This is a genomic window from Gelidibacter sediminis (genome assembly GCF_004364975.1).
Taxonomy (GTDB): Bacteria; Bacteroidota; Bacteroidia; order Flavobacteriales; family Flavobacteriaceae; genus Gelidibacter; species Gelidibacter sediminis.
In genome coordinates this window covers 89,459-104,785 of sequence record NZ_SOBW01000010.1, presented here as the reverse complement: position 1 = coordinate 104,785, position 15,327 = coordinate 89,459, and the positions used below count along the sequence as shown (strand labels likewise).

General features: G+C 37.3%; 17 protein-coding genes. 5 read left to right on the top strand and 12 right to left on the bottom strand.

The genetic code is table 11. The annotated features are described in order from the left end of the window. Window positions 1-7 precede the first annotated feature (7 nt). From BXY82_RS14370 to BXY82_RS14335, 8 genes are all read right to left on the bottom strand, one after another. Window positions 8-1,150 carry a formylglycine-generating enzyme family protein gene (locus BXY82_RS14370; RefSeq protein ID WP_243835855.1) on the bottom strand — a complete coding sequence of 381 codons (1,143 nt, stop codon included), beginning with the start codon at window positions 1,148-1,150 and terminating at the stop codon, window positions 8-10. A gap of 82 nt (window positions 1,151-1,232) precedes the next feature. Continuing rightward, window positions 1,233-1,616: a DUF3037 domain-containing protein gene (locus BXY82_RS14365; RefSeq protein WP_133758933.1), complete on the bottom strand. Its 384-nt coding sequence runs from the start codon at window positions 1,614-1,616 to the stop codon at window positions 1,233-1,235. Then, window positions 1,606-2,385, bottom strand: coding sequence for a HipA family kinase (locus BXY82_RS14360; protein ID WP_133758932.1), 780 nt, complete (start codon window positions 2,383-2,385; stop codon window positions 1,606-1,608). Before BXY82_RS14360 ends, BXY82_RS14365 begins: the two co-directional genes overlap by 11 nt. 101 nt (window positions 2,386-2,486) lie before the next feature. Beyond that, window positions 2,487-3,374 (bottom strand): arsenite methyltransferase, encoded by an 888-nt coding sequence (locus BXY82_RS14355; RefSeq protein ID WP_133758931.1) that lies wholly within the window; start codon window positions 3,372-3,374, stop codon window positions 2,487-2,489. A 31-nt stretch (window positions 3,375-3,405) separates the two neighbouring features. Further along, on the bottom strand, window positions 3,406-3,738 hold the full coding sequence (locus BXY82_RS14350; protein ID WP_133758930.1) for an ArsR/SmtB family transcription factor: 333 nt from the start codon (window positions 3,736-3,738) through the stop codon (window positions 3,406-3,408). 148 nt (window positions 3,739-3,886) lie between these two features. Beyond that, window positions 3,887-4,678 carry a YoaK family protein gene (locus BXY82_RS14345; protein WP_133758929.1) on the bottom strand — a complete coding sequence of 264 codons (792 nt, stop codon included), beginning with the start codon at window positions 4,676-4,678 and terminating at the stop codon, window positions 3,887-3,889. 174 nt (window positions 4,679-4,852) lie between these two features. After that, window positions 4,853-5,413 carry a GNAT family N-acetyltransferase gene (locus tag BXY82_RS14340; protein ID WP_133758928.1) on the bottom strand — a complete coding sequence of 187 codons (561 nt, stop codon included), beginning with the start codon at window positions 5,411-5,413 and terminating at the stop codon, window positions 4,853-4,855. A gap of 134 nt (window positions 5,414-5,547) precedes the next feature. Further along, on the bottom strand, window positions 5,548-5,913 hold the full coding sequence (locus BXY82_RS14335) for a DUF2200 domain-containing protein (protein WP_133758927.1): 366 nt from the start codon (window positions 5,911-5,913) through the stop codon (window positions 5,548-5,550). A gap of 200 nt (window positions 5,914-6,113) precedes the next feature. Here BXY82_RS14335 and BXY82_RS14330 point away from each other — a divergent pair, with 200 nt between their 5' ends. After that, entirely contained in the window at window positions 6,114-7,991 is a 1,878-nt protein-coding gene (locus tag BXY82_RS14330) for a B12-binding domain-containing radical SAM protein (protein ID WP_133758926.1), read from the top strand. A gap of 12 nt (window positions 7,992-8,003) precedes the next feature. Here BXY82_RS14330 and BXY82_RS14325 read toward each other — a convergent pair whose 3' ends face one another. The 3 genes from BXY82_RS14325 to BXY82_RS14315 all read right to left on the bottom strand — a co-directional run bounded on the left by BXY82_RS14325 (window position 8,004) and on the right by BXY82_RS14315 (window position 9,950). Then, window positions 8,004-8,672, bottom strand: a complete 669-nt coding sequence (locus BXY82_RS14325; protein WP_133758925.1) for an RluA family pseudouridine synthase — start codon at window positions 8,670-8,672, stop codon at window positions 8,004-8,006. 127 nt (window positions 8,673-8,799) lie between these two features. Then, complete coding sequence (locus BXY82_RS14320) at window positions 8,800-9,393, bottom strand: FMN-binding negative transcriptional regulator (protein WP_133758924.1); 594 nt, start codon at window positions 9,391-9,393, stop codon at window positions 8,800-8,802. A gap of 104 nt (window positions 9,394-9,497) precedes the next feature. Further along, complete coding sequence (locus BXY82_RS14315) at window positions 9,498-9,950, bottom strand: DUF1569 domain-containing protein (RefSeq protein WP_133758923.1); 453 nt, start codon at window positions 9,948-9,950, stop codon at window positions 9,498-9,500. 141 nt (window positions 9,951-10,091) lie between these two features. Here BXY82_RS14315 and radC point away from each other — a divergent pair, with 141 nt between their 5' ends. The 4 genes from radC (at window position 10,092) to BXY82_RS14295 (ending at window position 13,906) form a co-directional block, all read left to right on the top strand. Beyond that, entirely contained in the window at window positions 10,092-10,790 is a 699-nt protein-coding gene (gene radC / locus BXY82_RS14310) for a RadC family protein (protein WP_133758922.1), read from the top strand. A 168-nt stretch (window positions 10,791-10,958) separates the two neighbouring features. Then, window positions 10,959-12,260 carry a polysaccharide deacetylase family protein gene (locus BXY82_RS14305; protein WP_133758921.1) on the top strand — a complete coding sequence of 434 codons (1,302 nt, stop codon included), beginning with the start codon at window positions 10,959-10,961 and terminating at the stop codon, window positions 12,258-12,260. After that, window positions 12,250-12,939 (top strand): YjjG family noncanonical pyrimidine nucleotidase, encoded by a 690-nt coding sequence (locus tag BXY82_RS14300; RefSeq protein WP_133758920.1) that lies wholly within the window; start codon window positions 12,250-12,252, stop codon window positions 12,937-12,939. The genes BXY82_RS14305 and BXY82_RS14300 overlap by 11 nt, the downstream gene beginning before the upstream one ends. Before the next feature lie 82 nt (window positions 12,940-13,021). After that, entirely contained in the window at window positions 13,022-13,906 is an 885-nt protein-coding gene (locus BXY82_RS14295; RefSeq protein WP_133758919.1) for a hypothetical protein, read from the top strand. A 1-nt stretch (window position 13,907) separates the two neighbouring features. Here the strand turns inward: BXY82_RS14295 and BXY82_RS14290 are convergent, their stop codons facing one another. After that, window positions 13,908-15,188 carry a replication-associated recombination protein A gene (locus tag BXY82_RS14290; RefSeq protein WP_133758918.1) on the bottom strand — a complete coding sequence of 427 codons (1,281 nt, stop codon included), beginning with the start codon at window positions 15,186-15,188 and terminating at the stop codon, window positions 13,908-13,910. Window positions 15,189-15,327 lie beyond the last annotated feature (139 nt).

The following is a 15,327-nucleotide window of genomic DNA, read 5'->3' as shown; positions in this document are numbered from 1 at the left end:
TCGCTGATCATTTTTTATTATTAAGCATCTCAATTTTTGCAACCGTTCGGAACCCTACGTGATCTGATCCAGAATCAGTGCTTGTGCCCATACGCGCTGATATTCGGAAACTTGCACAATAGGAGTCATGACACAAAAACGAGCCACCTTTAATGACGTGTTCTTTTTGATAAGGGTTGTTGGGACTTTGGGCTATTTTGGCTCCTTTGGGGTTCACAATCGGTTTTGAGCGGTCTAGCTGCCTATAATGGCCTTCATTATACAAGTCTTGAGTTAATTCCCAAACGTTACCGAGCATGTCGTAAATGCCGATGCTATTAGCTGGGTAAGATTTTACTGGCGCCACTAACGGAAAACCATCTGCACTTACATTTTTTATAGGAAACGTACCTTGCCAGGTGTTTGCCGAGGCATCCAATTGGCTAATATCACTTCCCCACGTATAAATGGCATTAGTATGCTGCCCTTGGGCTGCAGATTCCCATTCTGCTTCTGTTGGTAAGCGTCTATTGGCCCATTTACAATAGGCTAAAGCATCATCATACGCAATGTGTACCACAGGGTAATCGTCATTGTCTTCAATGGTACTTCCTGGACCTTCAGGATTTTTCCAATTGGCGCCAATTTTCCAAGTCCACCATTGCGCATAGTTATTCATATTTACGACAGCATCAATATGTTTATTAAAAATTAAACTTCCAGGCTGTAAAATACTATCTGCAGGTTTTGGTGTTCCGGCAGGAAGGGCTTTCTTCATTTCCTCCCAATCTATCGGTCGTTCGGCAATGGTGATGTAGCCCGTAGCCTGCACAAACTCTTTAAACTGCTTATTAGTAACCTCAGTGATGTCCATAAAAAATCCATCTACGGTTACCTCGTGTGCAGGCTGTTCTCTTGGCATGGCTAAAGCATCGTCCGGTTTAGCACCTTGTGTAAAGGTTTTACCCTGCACCCAGACCATGCCTTTTGGTGTTTTGATAGTGTCAGGTTGTTTTATTAGTAATTGATGTGGTAATGGGTCAGGTTGACTAGCTTCAATTTTGCTTGGACGATTTTTACAATCCACCATGCAAATGGATAACAACGTAACAATTACAGAAATTTTAAGGAAATTATTACGCATGGATTGAAAGTTGTATAGAAGATTCATATATTTAAGTTATGATAGGTTATATGATTTTATCTGCTATGGGTTATTGGGTAACTATAAATAGCAACCTCAGGCCAGGCAATTATAACACAAAAGTTTGAAACAGATGTTCCAATTCCTGTTCTGGTTCAAAACAAAGTCCAGAATGCGTTTTAGAACTTTGGATAATGGTACTTCTACAGGCTGCTAACCATCTGAATCGGTCAGAGACTTCAAATTGACCAATACTGCCACTTTCAGGTGTCCCATCACATATGTTCTGCCAGGCTTCTAAATGATCTTCCAACATCTGAAGGTCTAAATCCTCAGAAAAAGCTTCTAACTTTCTCCTGTCGATTTTAAATTTTACCCCTAAATAGTTTTTGCGTTTTGAAAATAGGAGCACTCCAACATTAAAGAATTCCTCACGTTCTACTTTAGGAACAACCCTAATGATAGCATATTCATAAGTGACTTTATCTTGCATTTTGTGCTTCTTTTGCTAATACGTCAATCATTGATAATTTTGTGGTGAGGTAGCGTTTATAAGCAGCCCTAATGTGGTCAGGAGTCATGGTGTCTGCTTCATTGAGCAACCAATCCTCCGGAATACTTTCTATTATCCCGTTTATGGTATCACAATTAAGGGTGAGCTCTATACTTTTTGCTGCTGCTGGTATTTGAGTGGCTTGTGCTAATAATACATGATCTTTTATGAGCGGAAAGGTTCTAGTTAAATGATTTTCCCACGTTGGCCAATTATGATGAAAGTAAAAACTAGCGCCATTATCTATGATCCATAATTCCTTATTCCAAAAGAGTAAATTTGGGTTTTTTGGCGTGCGGTCAATATTGCTGATAATACTATCCAACAACACTACTTTAGAGGCAATAAGCCCGTCAATTTTGGTAACGAGAGGGTCAATGGTAATTGCCCCAGATAGAAAATGAAGCCCTAAATTAAGACCGACACTAAATTTAAGTAAATCTTGAATTTCTTCGTCGGGCTCAGTTTTACTAAATGAATCATCAAGATTCATAAAGACCACTTCCGGAACTTTTAATCCGATAGCCCGTGCCAATTCCCCACCAATAAATTCGGCGATTAGCGCCTTTTTACCTTGTCCGGCACCTCGGAATTTTAAGACATATAGAAATCCGTCGTTGGCTTTAACGATGGCCGGCATAGAGCCGCCTTCGCGTAATGGGGTAACATATTGCACAACATCTACGGTGCGAATATCAAGTGCATTCATAAAGACGAAGGTACTAAAAAAGGAAATTGCTTAGGCACCAAAACAAACAATATTAAGATCAGGGGTGCTTCAGTGCCCAATGCAATTATTTTAAATAAGATCTAGCAACATCCTGAATTTGGCTCGCAAGACGCACCTGCGGAAAGTTCAGAAAACTTAAGTTTTGGTTTCTCTGATGCTGACCTTTTCTTCTCTGCATAAACGGTAATACTAAAGATTCCGGTAGCCGCCGTGTTGAAGGTTTTCATTTCGTCTTCAGAAAGATATTTATTAAGAATGTCATCAGGAATCGTAATAGGTTTCTCTTTTTGAATAGTGACATTTTGAAATCCTTGGTCTGTAATCATTTTAAGATACTCTGATTTCTGAATGGCGCCAGCAACACACCCTGCATACATCTCAGCATCATTTTTCAGTGCTTCAGGAAGATTGCCCACCAATACAATATCAGAAATACTAAAATGGCCACCTGGTTTTAGCACACGGTAAATCTCTTTAATTACAAGTTGCTTATTGGGAACTAGATTTAATACACAATTACTGACAATCACATCTGCAACAGCATCACTTACAGGCATAGCGTCAATATCACCTTCTCTAAATTCAACATTATTATAGCCTAATTTTTCAGCGTTGGCGCGTGCTTTTTCAATCATAATAGGCGTAAAATCGATGCCTATAACTTTGCCTTCAACTCCAGTTTCATGCCGGGCAACAAAACAGTCATTTCCAGCGCCGGAGCCAAGGTCAATAACGGTGTCGCCTTTCTTAATTTTTGCAAACTGTGTGGGAAGTCCGCAGCCCAGCCCCAAATCAGCTTCTTCATTGTAGCCTTGTGTTTCAGAATAATCATCCATCATAATATTGTAGATTTTATTTGATGGAGTTGTTGCACCACAACACGAGGCTGCATTTTCAGCTTTTCCTTGTTCGGCAATTTTTGAGTAACGTTCCTTAACGATGTCTTTTAATTCTTGGTCTTTTTTCATTTTAATTTTATTTTGATTCATCAATTTATTTTTAACAGCACTCGGTTTTCGATGAGAGGTCTTGGTTTAAAAATGCCAGCATAACCTGTTTCATTTTATGCCATTGTTCAGGGTCTATACAATAACATACGCGAGTACCTTCAATACTTCCCTTAATCAGACCCAACTGCTTCAATTCCTTCAAATGTTGGGAAATTGTGGGTTGCGCTAATCCGATTTCGCTCACCAAATCTCCGCAAACACAGGTGTCAATTTTAAAGAGATGTTGTAAAATAGCCACTCTAGCGGGGTGTCCAAATGCTTTAGCGAATAAGGCAATATCATTTTGCTCTTTATTAAAAATTTCTGTCTTTGTTATGCCCATTTTTACATTTATTGCTTTATTGCAATATTACGATGAATATAAAAACCAACAAAACATAGGGCGATAAATTTTCAATAATTTAGCAATCAAAAATTTCTGATTTGATGCTTAATGGTAGAAAATGCGATTTGTGAAATAGAAGATTAAGTTAAGATATTCTATTGGTAAACCGTGGTTTTACTTTTCTTTTGACAGCTTTTTTAAGAGTAGATCTACGTTGATAGCTTCTTTTAACCGTAATCATTTTGAGTCTAAGATCATCATAAAACAAACTAATCATAAGCACTAGGGCACCTAGTAGGAGCGTGTTCATTTTAAAGTTTAGGGTTGAATATAAAAATCCTCCTATAATACCACCCATAAAGAAGAAGCAAATAATAAATAGCCGTAATCGGATGGTAGCTTTTAGTTGTTTTGAATTAGGGTGTGATTTAGGAAAGCACAATTGAGAAAGTTCGATGCCTAAATCAGTGAATAACCCTGTAAGGTGTGTTGTCCTCACTACTGCATTGGATATTTTAGTCACCAATGAGTTTTGCAATCCCATAGCAAATAGCAGCAAGCATACCATTAGTTGTGGCGTTAACATCTGATTAAAATTACTGAAGATGGCCACTCCAATAAGTATCATGCATTCCACAAGGGTTGGTAATACAAATACATTTAATTTTTTATTTTCCTTATAATTTTCGATCAAAAAACTGGAGGAGAATGATCCGAAAAGAAAAGAGAGGATATAAAGGAAGTATACCGCTCCTTGCCAAAACTTCAACTCAGCAACATCTCTTACAAATAGTGAAAAATGTCCGGTGACATGAGTGGTTAATTCATGGAACGCGAGAAACCCTGTGACATTCACAACGCCGGCTACAAAAGATAATATGGTGGCAATTCGCAAATTATGTTTTAAAGTCCTGCTTTTGCCTTGGTGTCTAAACATGTAAGTATGTTTTAGTTAGGTGTGGGTTAACTTAATAATTTATAATTGAGTAATAAGGTTTATTTCTTTTTTTTTATAATTTAGAATGTCGGCATCTCGATAATTGCGTAGGACACTATTTTACTTGCTTGTAACCTTAGATCCTAATTTTGGTCATTCGTTTTCAGCTCTTAATTATGATGGAGCTATTTGAAGGTGTTTCATCGTTTTGCCTACCAATAATTTATGTCCAACAGGCTTAAACCCAAGTTTTGTATAGAGTCGTTCAGCCTTTATATTGTCATGATCTACAAGAAGTCCAACAGTTTGTCCCTGCTGATGTACATAATAATCGATAACATGCTGTAGCATTTTAGCGCCAATGCCTTTTCCTTGATGTGCTGTACTCACCCCAAAAGAATCAATATAGTATTCGCCAGCTTGGGTTTCGTTTTCTGGATTGAAATTTATTGAGAACTTGGTTTTAATATAGTGCGCTATAGGTGATCTGAGCCGAAGTAATTGCGCTCCATCATAAATATTTAAAGCTGCTACCACCTGTTGGTCTAATTCAGCTACAAGACAATTTTGATAGGCATATTGATTGTCCTCTTGCTGAACAAAATGTAATAAAAATGCCTTCGCGCTTTCGGAATCAGTCTGACCTATAAATTCAAAGAGAATATCCTCCATAGCGAGCATTAAATAAGTGGCAATAGCTTCAGCGTCTGCTGCTCGGGCCTGTCTGATAATCATGGTTGATGGCGATAGCGAACAAGGTTCATAAAATATGCATATTTAACTTTACTCCGCTTTTGGAACATTACTAATCCGTTTCTGATTAGGGCCAAGTTTGGCGCATTCCAGTGTTTAATTTATACAAGATCATCCTATTCACTACGTAGAATTTTTTCCATTTTTCGCCTTTTGGCTACTTCGTCAACCAATTTGTCTAAATAACGTACGTTGCGCGTTAAAGGAGTTTCGATATCTTCAATTCGGTACCCACAAATAACACCTTTTATGAGAGGTGCATTGACATTTAAAGTCGCTTTGTCAAAAAAAGTCTCAAACGTCACCTTGTTATCAATCAATTCTTGAAGTTGACCATCATCAAATCCAGTCAACCACTCAATTACCTGGTGTAACTCTGCCTTGGTTCCACCTTTCTTTTCCACCTTAGTTATATAGTGCGGATAAACTGAAGCGAAGGTCATTTTTGCAATACGCGCATCATGTTCTGGTGTTGTGACCATGTGTAGTTTGTTTTTGCTGATTCTATACCTACAAATATAACTTATTAAAATGAAAAACAAGGGTTAGATAAGAGATGCTAAGTTGTTGATGACCTTTTGTTTATAACCCATATGTTAATGGAAGACCTAAGTGGGTGAATTTGTATAATTAAATTCTATGGTAATCAAAAGCATAGTCTGACAATCCATATCTTTGCAGGATGCAAACCAAAATCCTTTTTATCACACCACCGTTTACGCAGCTTAATACTGCTTATCCAGCATCGGCTTATCTTAAAGGTTTTTTGGAAGAACATGGTGTATCGGTAGCCCATTCTGACTTAAGTATTGAATTGTTTACCTCAATATTTACGGGTGACTTTCTCCGATCCGTTTTTTTAGAAGCTAAAGCGCTGAAGAATTTTCATTATCCTAAGGTGAGCAAATTGAAAACTTTTTACATCACGCGTGTAGATGAGGTCATCAAGTTTTTACAAAAACAGGATATCAAAACGGCGCATCGCATATTAGAACCTGGATTTCTACCCATGGGGCATCGTTTGGAACAGGTGAATACAGCAATTGAATGGGCAGCAGGAGAAATTGGCATTATCGATAGGGCAAAACATTATGCCACACTTTTTATAGAGGAAATAGGCGATTTTATTCAAGCCAATGTTGATGAGTTTTTTGCATTTACAAAATATGCGGAGCAAATTGCCACTTCGGCCAGCAGTTTTGATCAATTGGACGATTTTTTAAGTTATCAACCCACACTTGTTGAAGAGCGCATGTTGGATATATTGGTCGCTAAAATTGAAGACCATGAGCCCAATTTAGTGTGTTTCACCATTCCTTTTCCTGGAAATTTATTTGCGGCCCTACGGTGTTCTCAATTTATAAAACAGCTTTTTCCTGATAGTTCTGTAGCTTTTGGTGGTGGGTATTGCAATACTGAATTGCGCTCCCTAACAGATCCTAGAATTTTTGAATTTGTTGATTTTATTTCATTGGATGATGGGGAAGGGCCATTACTCAATATAGTCAGGTATTTGGAAGGCAAGGTTGATATCAATGCATTGGAAAGAACTTATGTTTTAGAAGATAGTCAAGTAGTTTACAAGAATAAATTACCCAACACCATTTACCATCATAGAAACCTACCGGCGCCTAATTATTCAGGGTTGCCCTATGATAAGTTCGTGTCCTTTTTAGATGTTGTCAACCCGATGCATCGGATGTGGACCGATGCGAGGTGGAATAAAATGACCATTTCTCACGGATGTTATTGGAAACAATGTTCTTTTTGTGATGTGAATCTCGATTATATCAGCAATTACCAAAATACGACAGCTGTCGATTTGGTAAATAAAATTGAAAAAATTATTGCAGATACCGGTATTACGGGGTTTCATTTTGTGGATGAAGCGGCGCCTCCCAAAATGCTAAGGGCGATGTCCAATGAATTATTAGATCGAAATGTAAAGATCACCTGGTGGACGAACATCAGATTTGAAAAAACGTTTACTGCGGAACTTTGCCAGTTGATGGCTCAATCGGGCTGTATAGCGGTTACTGGTGGCTTGGAGGTGGCTTCAGATAGATTATTGGCAAAAATGAAAAAGGGTGTAGATATTGCACAGGTCACCAGAGTTACCCACAATTTTTCAGAAGCCAAAATAATGGTTCACGCTTATTTAATGTATGGTTTTCCTACTCAAAATGAGCAAGAAACCATTGATTCCCTTGAGGTGGTGCGACAATTATTTGAAAGAAACTGCATTCAATCCGCCTATTGGCACCAATTTACAACGACTATCCATAGCCCTATTGGACAAAATCCTCAAGAATTTGAAATATTGATTACAGGACCGGAATTTGATGGATTCGCTCAGAATGATTTGTATCATAAAGATCCACTTGGTGCTGATCATCCTAAATATACTGCGGGACTCAATCTTGCCTTACACAACTTTTTGAATAATGTCGGGTATGATAAAGACCTGCAACATTGGTTCTCATTTCCCATTCCTAAACCAAATCATCCAAGAGATTTAATACAAAGTTTTCTAGTTCCAAAATCTGCAGAATCGGCCTAAATTGTATTGGTATTATTGCGAATTGAATTTCCAAAATTTATTTTTGGGCATAGGTGCTTCGAAGGTTTCAAAGTCATCTGACCCTGATAGTTGATAGGAAATTTTCCATGCGTGAAGACATACAGATAGCGGCAAATAGGGCTGATCTGCGCCATATTTTTCATCGCCAATAATTGGTGATCCTATATATGCCAATTGGGCCCTGATTTGATGGAACCGACCTGTTTTCGGTTTGACTTCTAGCAGATATCCATAACTGTTTTCTCCAATTACTTCATATGAAAGACTGCAATTGAGTGCCTCTTTGGTTTTTGCTGGGACAATGTCTGCTCTTTTCTCGAGGTTGTTTTTTACCAGGTAATTATTTAAGACTGCTTTATTTTTTGATGGCTTGTTTTTAACAATAGCCAAATAGGTTTTTTGGATATGGCGGGTACTAAAAAGAGTATTGAATTCTACAAGCGTACTTTTTTTCTTAGCAAAAATCAAGACCCCACTAGTCACACGGTCTAATCGATGAATAACGCCAATATAAGGATTGCGTTTACGCTTTAAAAGATGGTTGAGTACTTGAGTTTCTACGGTGGTATCTTCAAAAGGACTTTTCTCGCTAATAAGTCCAGCGGCTTTATTAACAACAATATAATCATTGTTTTCATGTACAATCTCAAGATTTGGCATTGCTACAGTTTTAAGATAAGTTATTCTATTGGTTTTCTACGGCCGTTAAATCTTGTACCGATGGGATAATTGAATGGTTAAAAATTTGTGCTTTTCAGCGCCAACTTCAGCTTTAGGCAAGAAGTCGTCAAAATATGCGTTCTAATAAGGTCTTAATGCTTTCCTGATTGGCGCGTATCAATTCATTTTTGGCATTCTCAATATCCGTCGGGTTTTTATCTTGCGAAAGTTTAAACTTGCCTTCCCATGTGCGTATGTCAATTTCAAACCCGTTGACATAATTAATAAATTGTTTCATTTTCGGGTTGTCTGCTTCTAATTTGTAGCGGTGTTCTGGAGCCTCCAAAAAGGATGTCATATCAATCATGGATTCTTTTATACGCTCAGGGTCATTAATCTCCTGTACCGTTCCTGTAAGATGCACCATAATATAATTCCATGTAGGCAACTGCGTGGTGCTATAGATACTTGGTGAAATATAGCATTGCGGACCCGTAAAAATCACAGTAACATCATTGCCATCTTTAAGGAGATCGGCCTGCGGATTGTATTTGTCCAAATGGCCAATCAATTTGCCTTCAGCATATATTAAAGGGAGATGTGTTATAAGTGGCCTGTTGTCCTTTACTGATACAAGTGTGGCTAGAGGGTAGGTCTTGATCACCTCAATTAAATGATCGAGGTTGTTATCTTGATGATGTGGAGGAGGATAGTGTGTCATGAATCTAATATCCGTGATGCTGAAATTTGTATTAATAAAATTATGAAGAGAGACTTTTCAATTTTGAAAATACCTATGTGAAATACTATAAAACTGTTGCCTTGCTAAACCCCAAATTGTCTTAAATGATGATCTAAATGTTTATACTGCATCTTACCCCACTGATCTGTACTGAAATTTCCAAAATAAGGGTGTTTAGGCCAATGCATATTTAATGCCTTAGCATGAAACTCATTGATGGTCCTAATGAGTTGCGCCTTTTCTTCTTCAAAGTTGTAGGCGCCATTAACCACAAAATCTTTTGGAGTCGTCACACTTTCTGGCCAAGGCTTATCGTTATACATAATAGGTTTGTATAACTTTAGCGCTAATTTTTTTATAGGATTAATTTTCTCTGTCAATTCCATTTTTCCGATAGCCACCAATAAGGGCAACTGGCAATGTTTGACCATTTGGGAAACGTTCATTTTACCCCATTTTGGCGTAGCACTTTCTGTCAGCATATGTACACGTTTCAAAACATCTTGATGTACTTTTTGGTCAAATAAGGTCTGCATATATTGGCCTTTATAAAATTGGTGCTGAAATTTACAATTTTTATCTTTTTATTTCATGGTTATTACGTCTTTTCTGAATGGAAAATGTCCATCGTATGCAATATTCATTAACTTTATAAACATAAAAATGTGCTGGTAACTATGTCTATAAAACCATCTTCTTTCTCCATAAAACATTGGTCACATCTCGATCAGCCACGCGAGAAGTTAAGAGATAAAGGAAAAGCGGCCCTAAGCGATGCTGAATTAATGGCCATTTTAATTGGTTCAGGAAGTAGGAATGAAAGTGCCGTAGAACTGTGTAAACGAATCTTGTCCAGTACTAACAATAATTTAAGCGCTTTAGGTAAATTGTCGTTAAAACAACTAATGGAGTTTAAAGGCATTGGAGAAGCAAAGGCACTAACCATTGTTGCAGCCTTAGAACTGGGCAGAAGACGCAGGGGCGAAGAGGCTTTGCAACATCATAAAATAGAATCTAGCCAATCCGTATTTGAGCTTATGCAACCTATTATTGGGGAGTTGCCACACGAGGAGTTTTGGATTATATACCTTAATAACTCCAATAAGGTCATTCAGAAAATTCAACTCAGTAAGGGAGGAATCACAGGGACTTTGGTAGATGTACGTTTGGTGCTTAAAACAGCCATAGAGGTTGGTGCCGTAGGTATTATCTTAGCCCATAATCATCCTTCAGGTACACTTAAACCAAGCGAGGCTGACAAACAGATTACTCAAAAGTTAAAAACTGCTGGAAACAGTTTGGACATTAAAATTTTGGACCATCTCATTATTACAGAAAATGCTTTTTATAGCTTTGCGGATGAAGGTATTTTATAGTTGATGACATTAAAATTCAATAGTCTGTTGTTACTAATGGCTAAATTTCAATGTGTAATACTCATTGGCTAAGTAGATATTTTGAACTAAAGAATCAATCTGTATAAAATTCTGATATCATCAGCAGTTGGACTTTAAAATTTTTAACTTTGGACCTTATCTTAGGGAATGCTACTAGTTTACACACATAAGATTACTCCGCGTTTAACCTATGCTTTTAAGCATATTAGTTTGCGTATTTTAAATGTTCCTGTCAGTTTTACGACTACTGTAGAAGAATTTATAGCTCATGACAGCATGAAAATATCTTATGCGAAACAGCCGTTGAGTAATGAATTGTTTGTGCGCAGTCATGAATTGTTATTTGAACAGGGAATTTCAGATTTAGACATTAACGTACAAGATTGGGGCGATACCAAATGTTTTTTTTCCACATCGGACAAAAGCAGTTTACCCTTTGATATTTTTGCGGCCACTTTCTATTTGTTAAGTCGTTATGAAGAATATCTGCCGCATGTAAAGGACGAATTTGGTCGTTTTTTAGCTACAGAAAGTTTAGCGTTTAATGAAGGTTTTCTTCATCAACCTGTTGTAGACATATGGGCCTATAAATTTAAGGAAATGCTACAAGCGCAGTTTCCTGAATTTGAATTTCCTACAAGAACATATACTATCCAGCCCGTAATTGATGTTCCAGTTGCTTATTACTTTAAAGAAAAAGGGTTGTTAAGAACCTTTGGTGGCACCGTAACTGATATTTTTAGTTTAAGTTTTAAACAGTTATACCAACGTTATCAAGCTATATTAGGATTTAAACGAGACCCATACGATACCTTTAAATGGATTGTTACCAAACAGAAGAAAAGCAAAGTTAAATTTATTGTGTTTTTCTTGATTGGCGAATATTCAACCTTTGACAAGAATATCAATATCAATAAGAAACGATTTGTTTCACTCATCAAGTATGTGGGCGATTATTGTAAAATTGGATTAAAGGTCTCTTTTTTAGCGTTGGAAGATTTCAATATGCTGAAGCAAGAAAAACTGAAAATGGAATCCACCACAAACAATCCTTTAGAAGCATCTAGGCATTCATTTTCTAAATTAAATTTGCCTGAAACCTATCGTAATCTTATTGAATTGGAAATTAAACAGGATTTTACCATGGGGTATATTAACCATTTGGGCTTTAGGGCAGGTACCTGCACACCTTTTCAATTCTATGATTTGGATTATGAAGTGCAAACGCCGTTACAAATCAACCCGTTTCATTGTGTAGATTATGCCTTATTAAAACGGCATTCCTATTTGGATAAAAAGGAAGATTTACAGCGACTGATAAATGCCGTGAAAAGTGTGAATGGTATATTTACACCTGTATTTCATAATTATGCCTTTAGCAATATGGAACGCTGGAAAGGTTTTAGAGATTTGTTCAGGTTAGTTTTAGAGTCAGCAGATGAAAAATAAAAACATTAAACACGTATTTTTCGATTTGGATCATACCCTATGGGATTTTGATAAAAATTCGGCATTAACGTTCGATAAAATATTTAAAATGCATGGGGTAGACGTTAATTTAGATACCTTCTTGGGGGTTTATGAACCTGTCAATCTTCAGTATTGGAAACGCTACAGAAATGACGAAATTGACAAAATGGAATTGCGCTATGGACGACTGCGAGATACGTTTGATGCCATTAATTTTTCCGTTGAAGATCTACTGATTCAAAATCTATCTCATGCCTATATTGAGCATTTATCAAGTTTTAATCATCTCTTCGATGGAACACTTGAGCTCTTGCAGTATTTACAGCCCAAATATCATTTGCATATTATTACCAATGGGTTTGAAGAGGCACAGTTGAAAAAGATGAATTCTTCCGCCATAACTCCTTATTTTAAAACCATCACCAATGCTGACATTGCTGGCGTAAAGAAACCCAATCCTATAATTTTTGATTATGCGTTAAAAATTGCCAATGCGCGGCCTAATGAAAGTATCATGATTGGCGATAATTATGAGGCCGATGTGCTAGGAGCACTCAATGTGGGCTATGATGCTATTTTTTTTAATTATAGAAATGATTACACAGAACCCCATATTAAGCAAATAAAACATTTATCACAAATTAAAGAATATCTATAACTTGTGTAGATGTTTTAAAAGGTTATCAGAATCGTTTTCTTACATTATTGTATCTTTATAACTAAATATAGCTATAAAACCTATGAAATCCATTCTTACAATATGCATCTTTGTCCTGTTGTGCAACGTTAAAGGCTTTTCTCAAGAGAATCTCAATGCCTATAAATATGTTATCGTACCAAATTCCTATTCTTTTTTAAATGGAGCAGATCAATATCAAGTGAACTCCCTAACTAAATTTTTGTTTGAGAAATATGGTTTTACTGCATTATTTGCGGAAGATGACTATCCTGATGATTTAACCAATAACAGATGTTTAGGATTGTTTGCGGATGTTGAGAAATTAAGTGCATTTCTAAAAACAAAGTTGCAAGTACATTTAAAAGATTGTAACAACAAAATTGTCTATTCGTCGGTGGTAGGAGAATCTAGGGAGAAGGAATATGAAAAAGCATATCATTTTGCCTTACGTGATGCATTTAATAGTTTTCAGACATTAAACTACAACTACCAACCAAATACCACCACCACTAAATTGACAGATACCACTCCTTCAAGTCCTGTAAGTGCTGAAGCTCAAGAAGAAATAGAACGTCTCCAAAAGGAGGTAGAGGCACTAAAGGGCTCAAAATTGAGAGAGGAAGAAGCTTTAAGAAAGGCAGAAAAACAGAAGCAACTAAAAGATGTGCAACCTGAAGTAGCGCAGAAGGTTGAAAAGGTAATTAAAGCTGATGCCAAATCTAATGAAACGGTCCAAACGTTATTCGCCAATCCTGTAGAAAATGGGTATACAATTACTGACGCCTCTACTAAAATGTTATATCATCTCGTGTTTTCAGGTAAAGAAGACGTGTACATCGTAAAAGGTCAGGATGCTATAATGTATAAAATGAACACTACGTGGATTATAGCCACCGCCAATGATTCTGGTGTGTCTATGAAAACGCTCAACGTAAAATTCAACTAGCTTAATAGTCGTATTTAGACTTCCAACGCTGTTTTAAAAATTCCCTTTGTGATTGCTCCCTGGCATTATTTCCAGGATTATAAAGCTTAGTGTTTTTAATTTCGTCAGGTAGGAATTCTTGAGGTGCGAAATTGTTTTCATAGTTATGGGCATATTGATAGTTGTTGCCGTAGCCCAATTCTTTCATAAGTTTGGTTGGCGCATTTCTCACCGATAACGGCACAGAAAGATCGCCAGTTTCGCGCACCAGTTGTTGCGCTTTACCAATAGCTTCATAAGCAGCATTACTCTTGGCTGATGTGGCTAAATAGGTGGCACATTGACTTAGGATAATTCGAGATTCAGGATGCCCAATTACGGAAACCGCCTGAAAAGTAGTATTCGCAATAACTAAGGCTGTGGGGTTGGCATTGCCAATATCTTCACTAGCTGAAATGAGCATGCGTCGTGCAATAAATTTCACATCCTCGCCACCTTCAATCATACGGGCCAGCCAATAAACCGCGCCATTAGGATCACTTCCACGAATAGATTTTATAAAGGCTGATATAATGTCATAATGCTGTTCTCCAGTTTTATCGTAACGTACGGTATTACTCTGTACTTTTTCAAGTACCGCGTCATTGGTAATTTCAATTTTATCATCCTCATCATAAGACGAGATGATCAATTCAAAAATATTCAAGAGCTTGCGGGCATCGCCACCAGAAAGTCGCAATAAAGCTTCCGTTTCCTTGAGTTGGATGTTGCGTTTAGAAAGGATAACATCTTCAGTAATCGCCCGTTCCAATAAAGCCTCCAGATCTTTTTTGTCAAAGGACTTCAGTACATATACTTGAGCTCGGGAGAGGAGGGCAGGAATAACCTCAAAACTCGGGTTTTCAGTGGTCGCACCAATTAAAGTGACCCAACCTTTCTCCACAGCTTCCAATAGGGAGTCTTGCTGCGATTTGCTAAAACGATGAATCTCATCAATAAATAACAACGGATTTTTAGCAGTAAATAGGCCCCCACTTTGTTTGGCTTTGTCAATCACTTCCCTAATATCTTTAACGCCAGAATTGATGGCGCTCAACTTGTAAAACGGACGATTGGATTCGTTGGCAATGATGTTGGCCAAGGTTGTTTTCCCTGTCCCAGGAGGACCCCAAAATATCATTGACGGAATGACACCTTGCTTAATGTGTTGGGTCAAAACACCCTGATGGCCAATTAAATGGGATTGACTTAAATAATCCTTTAAATACTTTGGCCGTAATCGTTCTGCTAATGGTGCGTTCATAATGCAAAATTACGTCAAATCCTTTACAAAGCGGAATCTCCGTCTACAATTTTGGGCATGCCTTTTTTGTGAAAAACAAAAAAGTCGTGCTCTCGCGGCTCAATCTTTTTGTTAAAAAACAAAAAGGATTTCAAACAGA

Coding starts and splice junctions, on each gene's coding strand:
- BXY82_RS14370 (WP_243835855.1), bottom strand. CDS start 1,150: ATGAATCTTCTATACAACTTTCAATCCATGCGTAATAATTTCCTTAAA.
- BXY82_RS14365 (WP_133758933.1), bottom strand. CDS start 1,616: ATGCAAGATAAAGTCACTTATGAATATGCTATCATTAGGGTTGTTCCT.
- BXY82_RS14360 (WP_133758932.1), bottom strand. CDS start 2,385: ATGAATGCACTTGATATTCGCACCGTAGATGTTGTGCAATATGTTACC.
- BXY82_RS14355 (WP_133758931.1), bottom strand. CDS start 3,374: ATGAAAAAAGACCAAGAATTAAAAGACATCGTTAAGGAACGTTACTCA.
- BXY82_RS14350 (WP_133758930.1), bottom strand. CDS start 3,738: ATGGGCATAACAAAGACAGAAATTTTTAATAAAGAGCAAAATGATATT.
- BXY82_RS14345 (WP_133758929.1), bottom strand. CDS start 4,678: ATGTTTAGACACCAAGGCAAAAGCAGGACTTTAAAACATAATTTGCGA.
- BXY82_RS14340 (WP_133758928.1), bottom strand. CDS start 5,413: ATGATTATCAGACAGGCCCGAGCAGCAGACGCTGAAGCTATTGCCACT.
- BXY82_RS14335 (WP_133758927.1), bottom strand. CDS start 5,913: ATGGTCACAACACCAGAACATGATGCGCGTATTGCAAAAATGACCTTC.
- BXY82_RS14330 (WP_133758926.1), top strand. CDS start 6,114: ATGCAAACCAAAATCCTTTTTATCACACCACCGTTTACGCAGCTTAAT.
- BXY82_RS14325 (WP_133758925.1), bottom strand. CDS start 8,672: ATGCCAAATCTTGAGATTGTACATGAAAACAATGATTATATTGTTGTT.
- BXY82_RS14320 (WP_133758924.1), bottom strand. CDS start 9,393: ATGACACACTATCCTCCTCCACATCATCAAGATAACAACCTCGATCAT.
- BXY82_RS14315 (WP_133758923.1), bottom strand. CDS start 9,950: ATGCAGACCTTATTTGACCAAAAAGTACATCAAGATGTTTTGAAACGT.
- radC (WP_133758922.1), top strand. CDS start 10,092: ATGTCTATAAAACCATCTTCTTTCTCCATAAAACATTGGTCACATCTC.
- BXY82_RS14305 (WP_133758921.1), top strand. CDS start 10,959: ATGCTACTAGTTTACACACATAAGATTACTCCGCGTTTAACCTATGCT.
- BXY82_RS14300 (WP_133758920.1), top strand. CDS start 12,250: ATGAAAAATAAAAACATTAAACACGTATTTTTCGATTTGGATCATACC.
- BXY82_RS14295 (WP_133758919.1), top strand. CDS start 13,022: ATGAAATCCATTCTTACAATATGCATCTTTGTCCTGTTGTGCAACGTT.
- BXY82_RS14290 (WP_133758918.1), bottom strand. CDS start 15,188: ATGAACGCACCATTAGCAGAACGATTACGGCCAAAGTATTTAAAGGAT.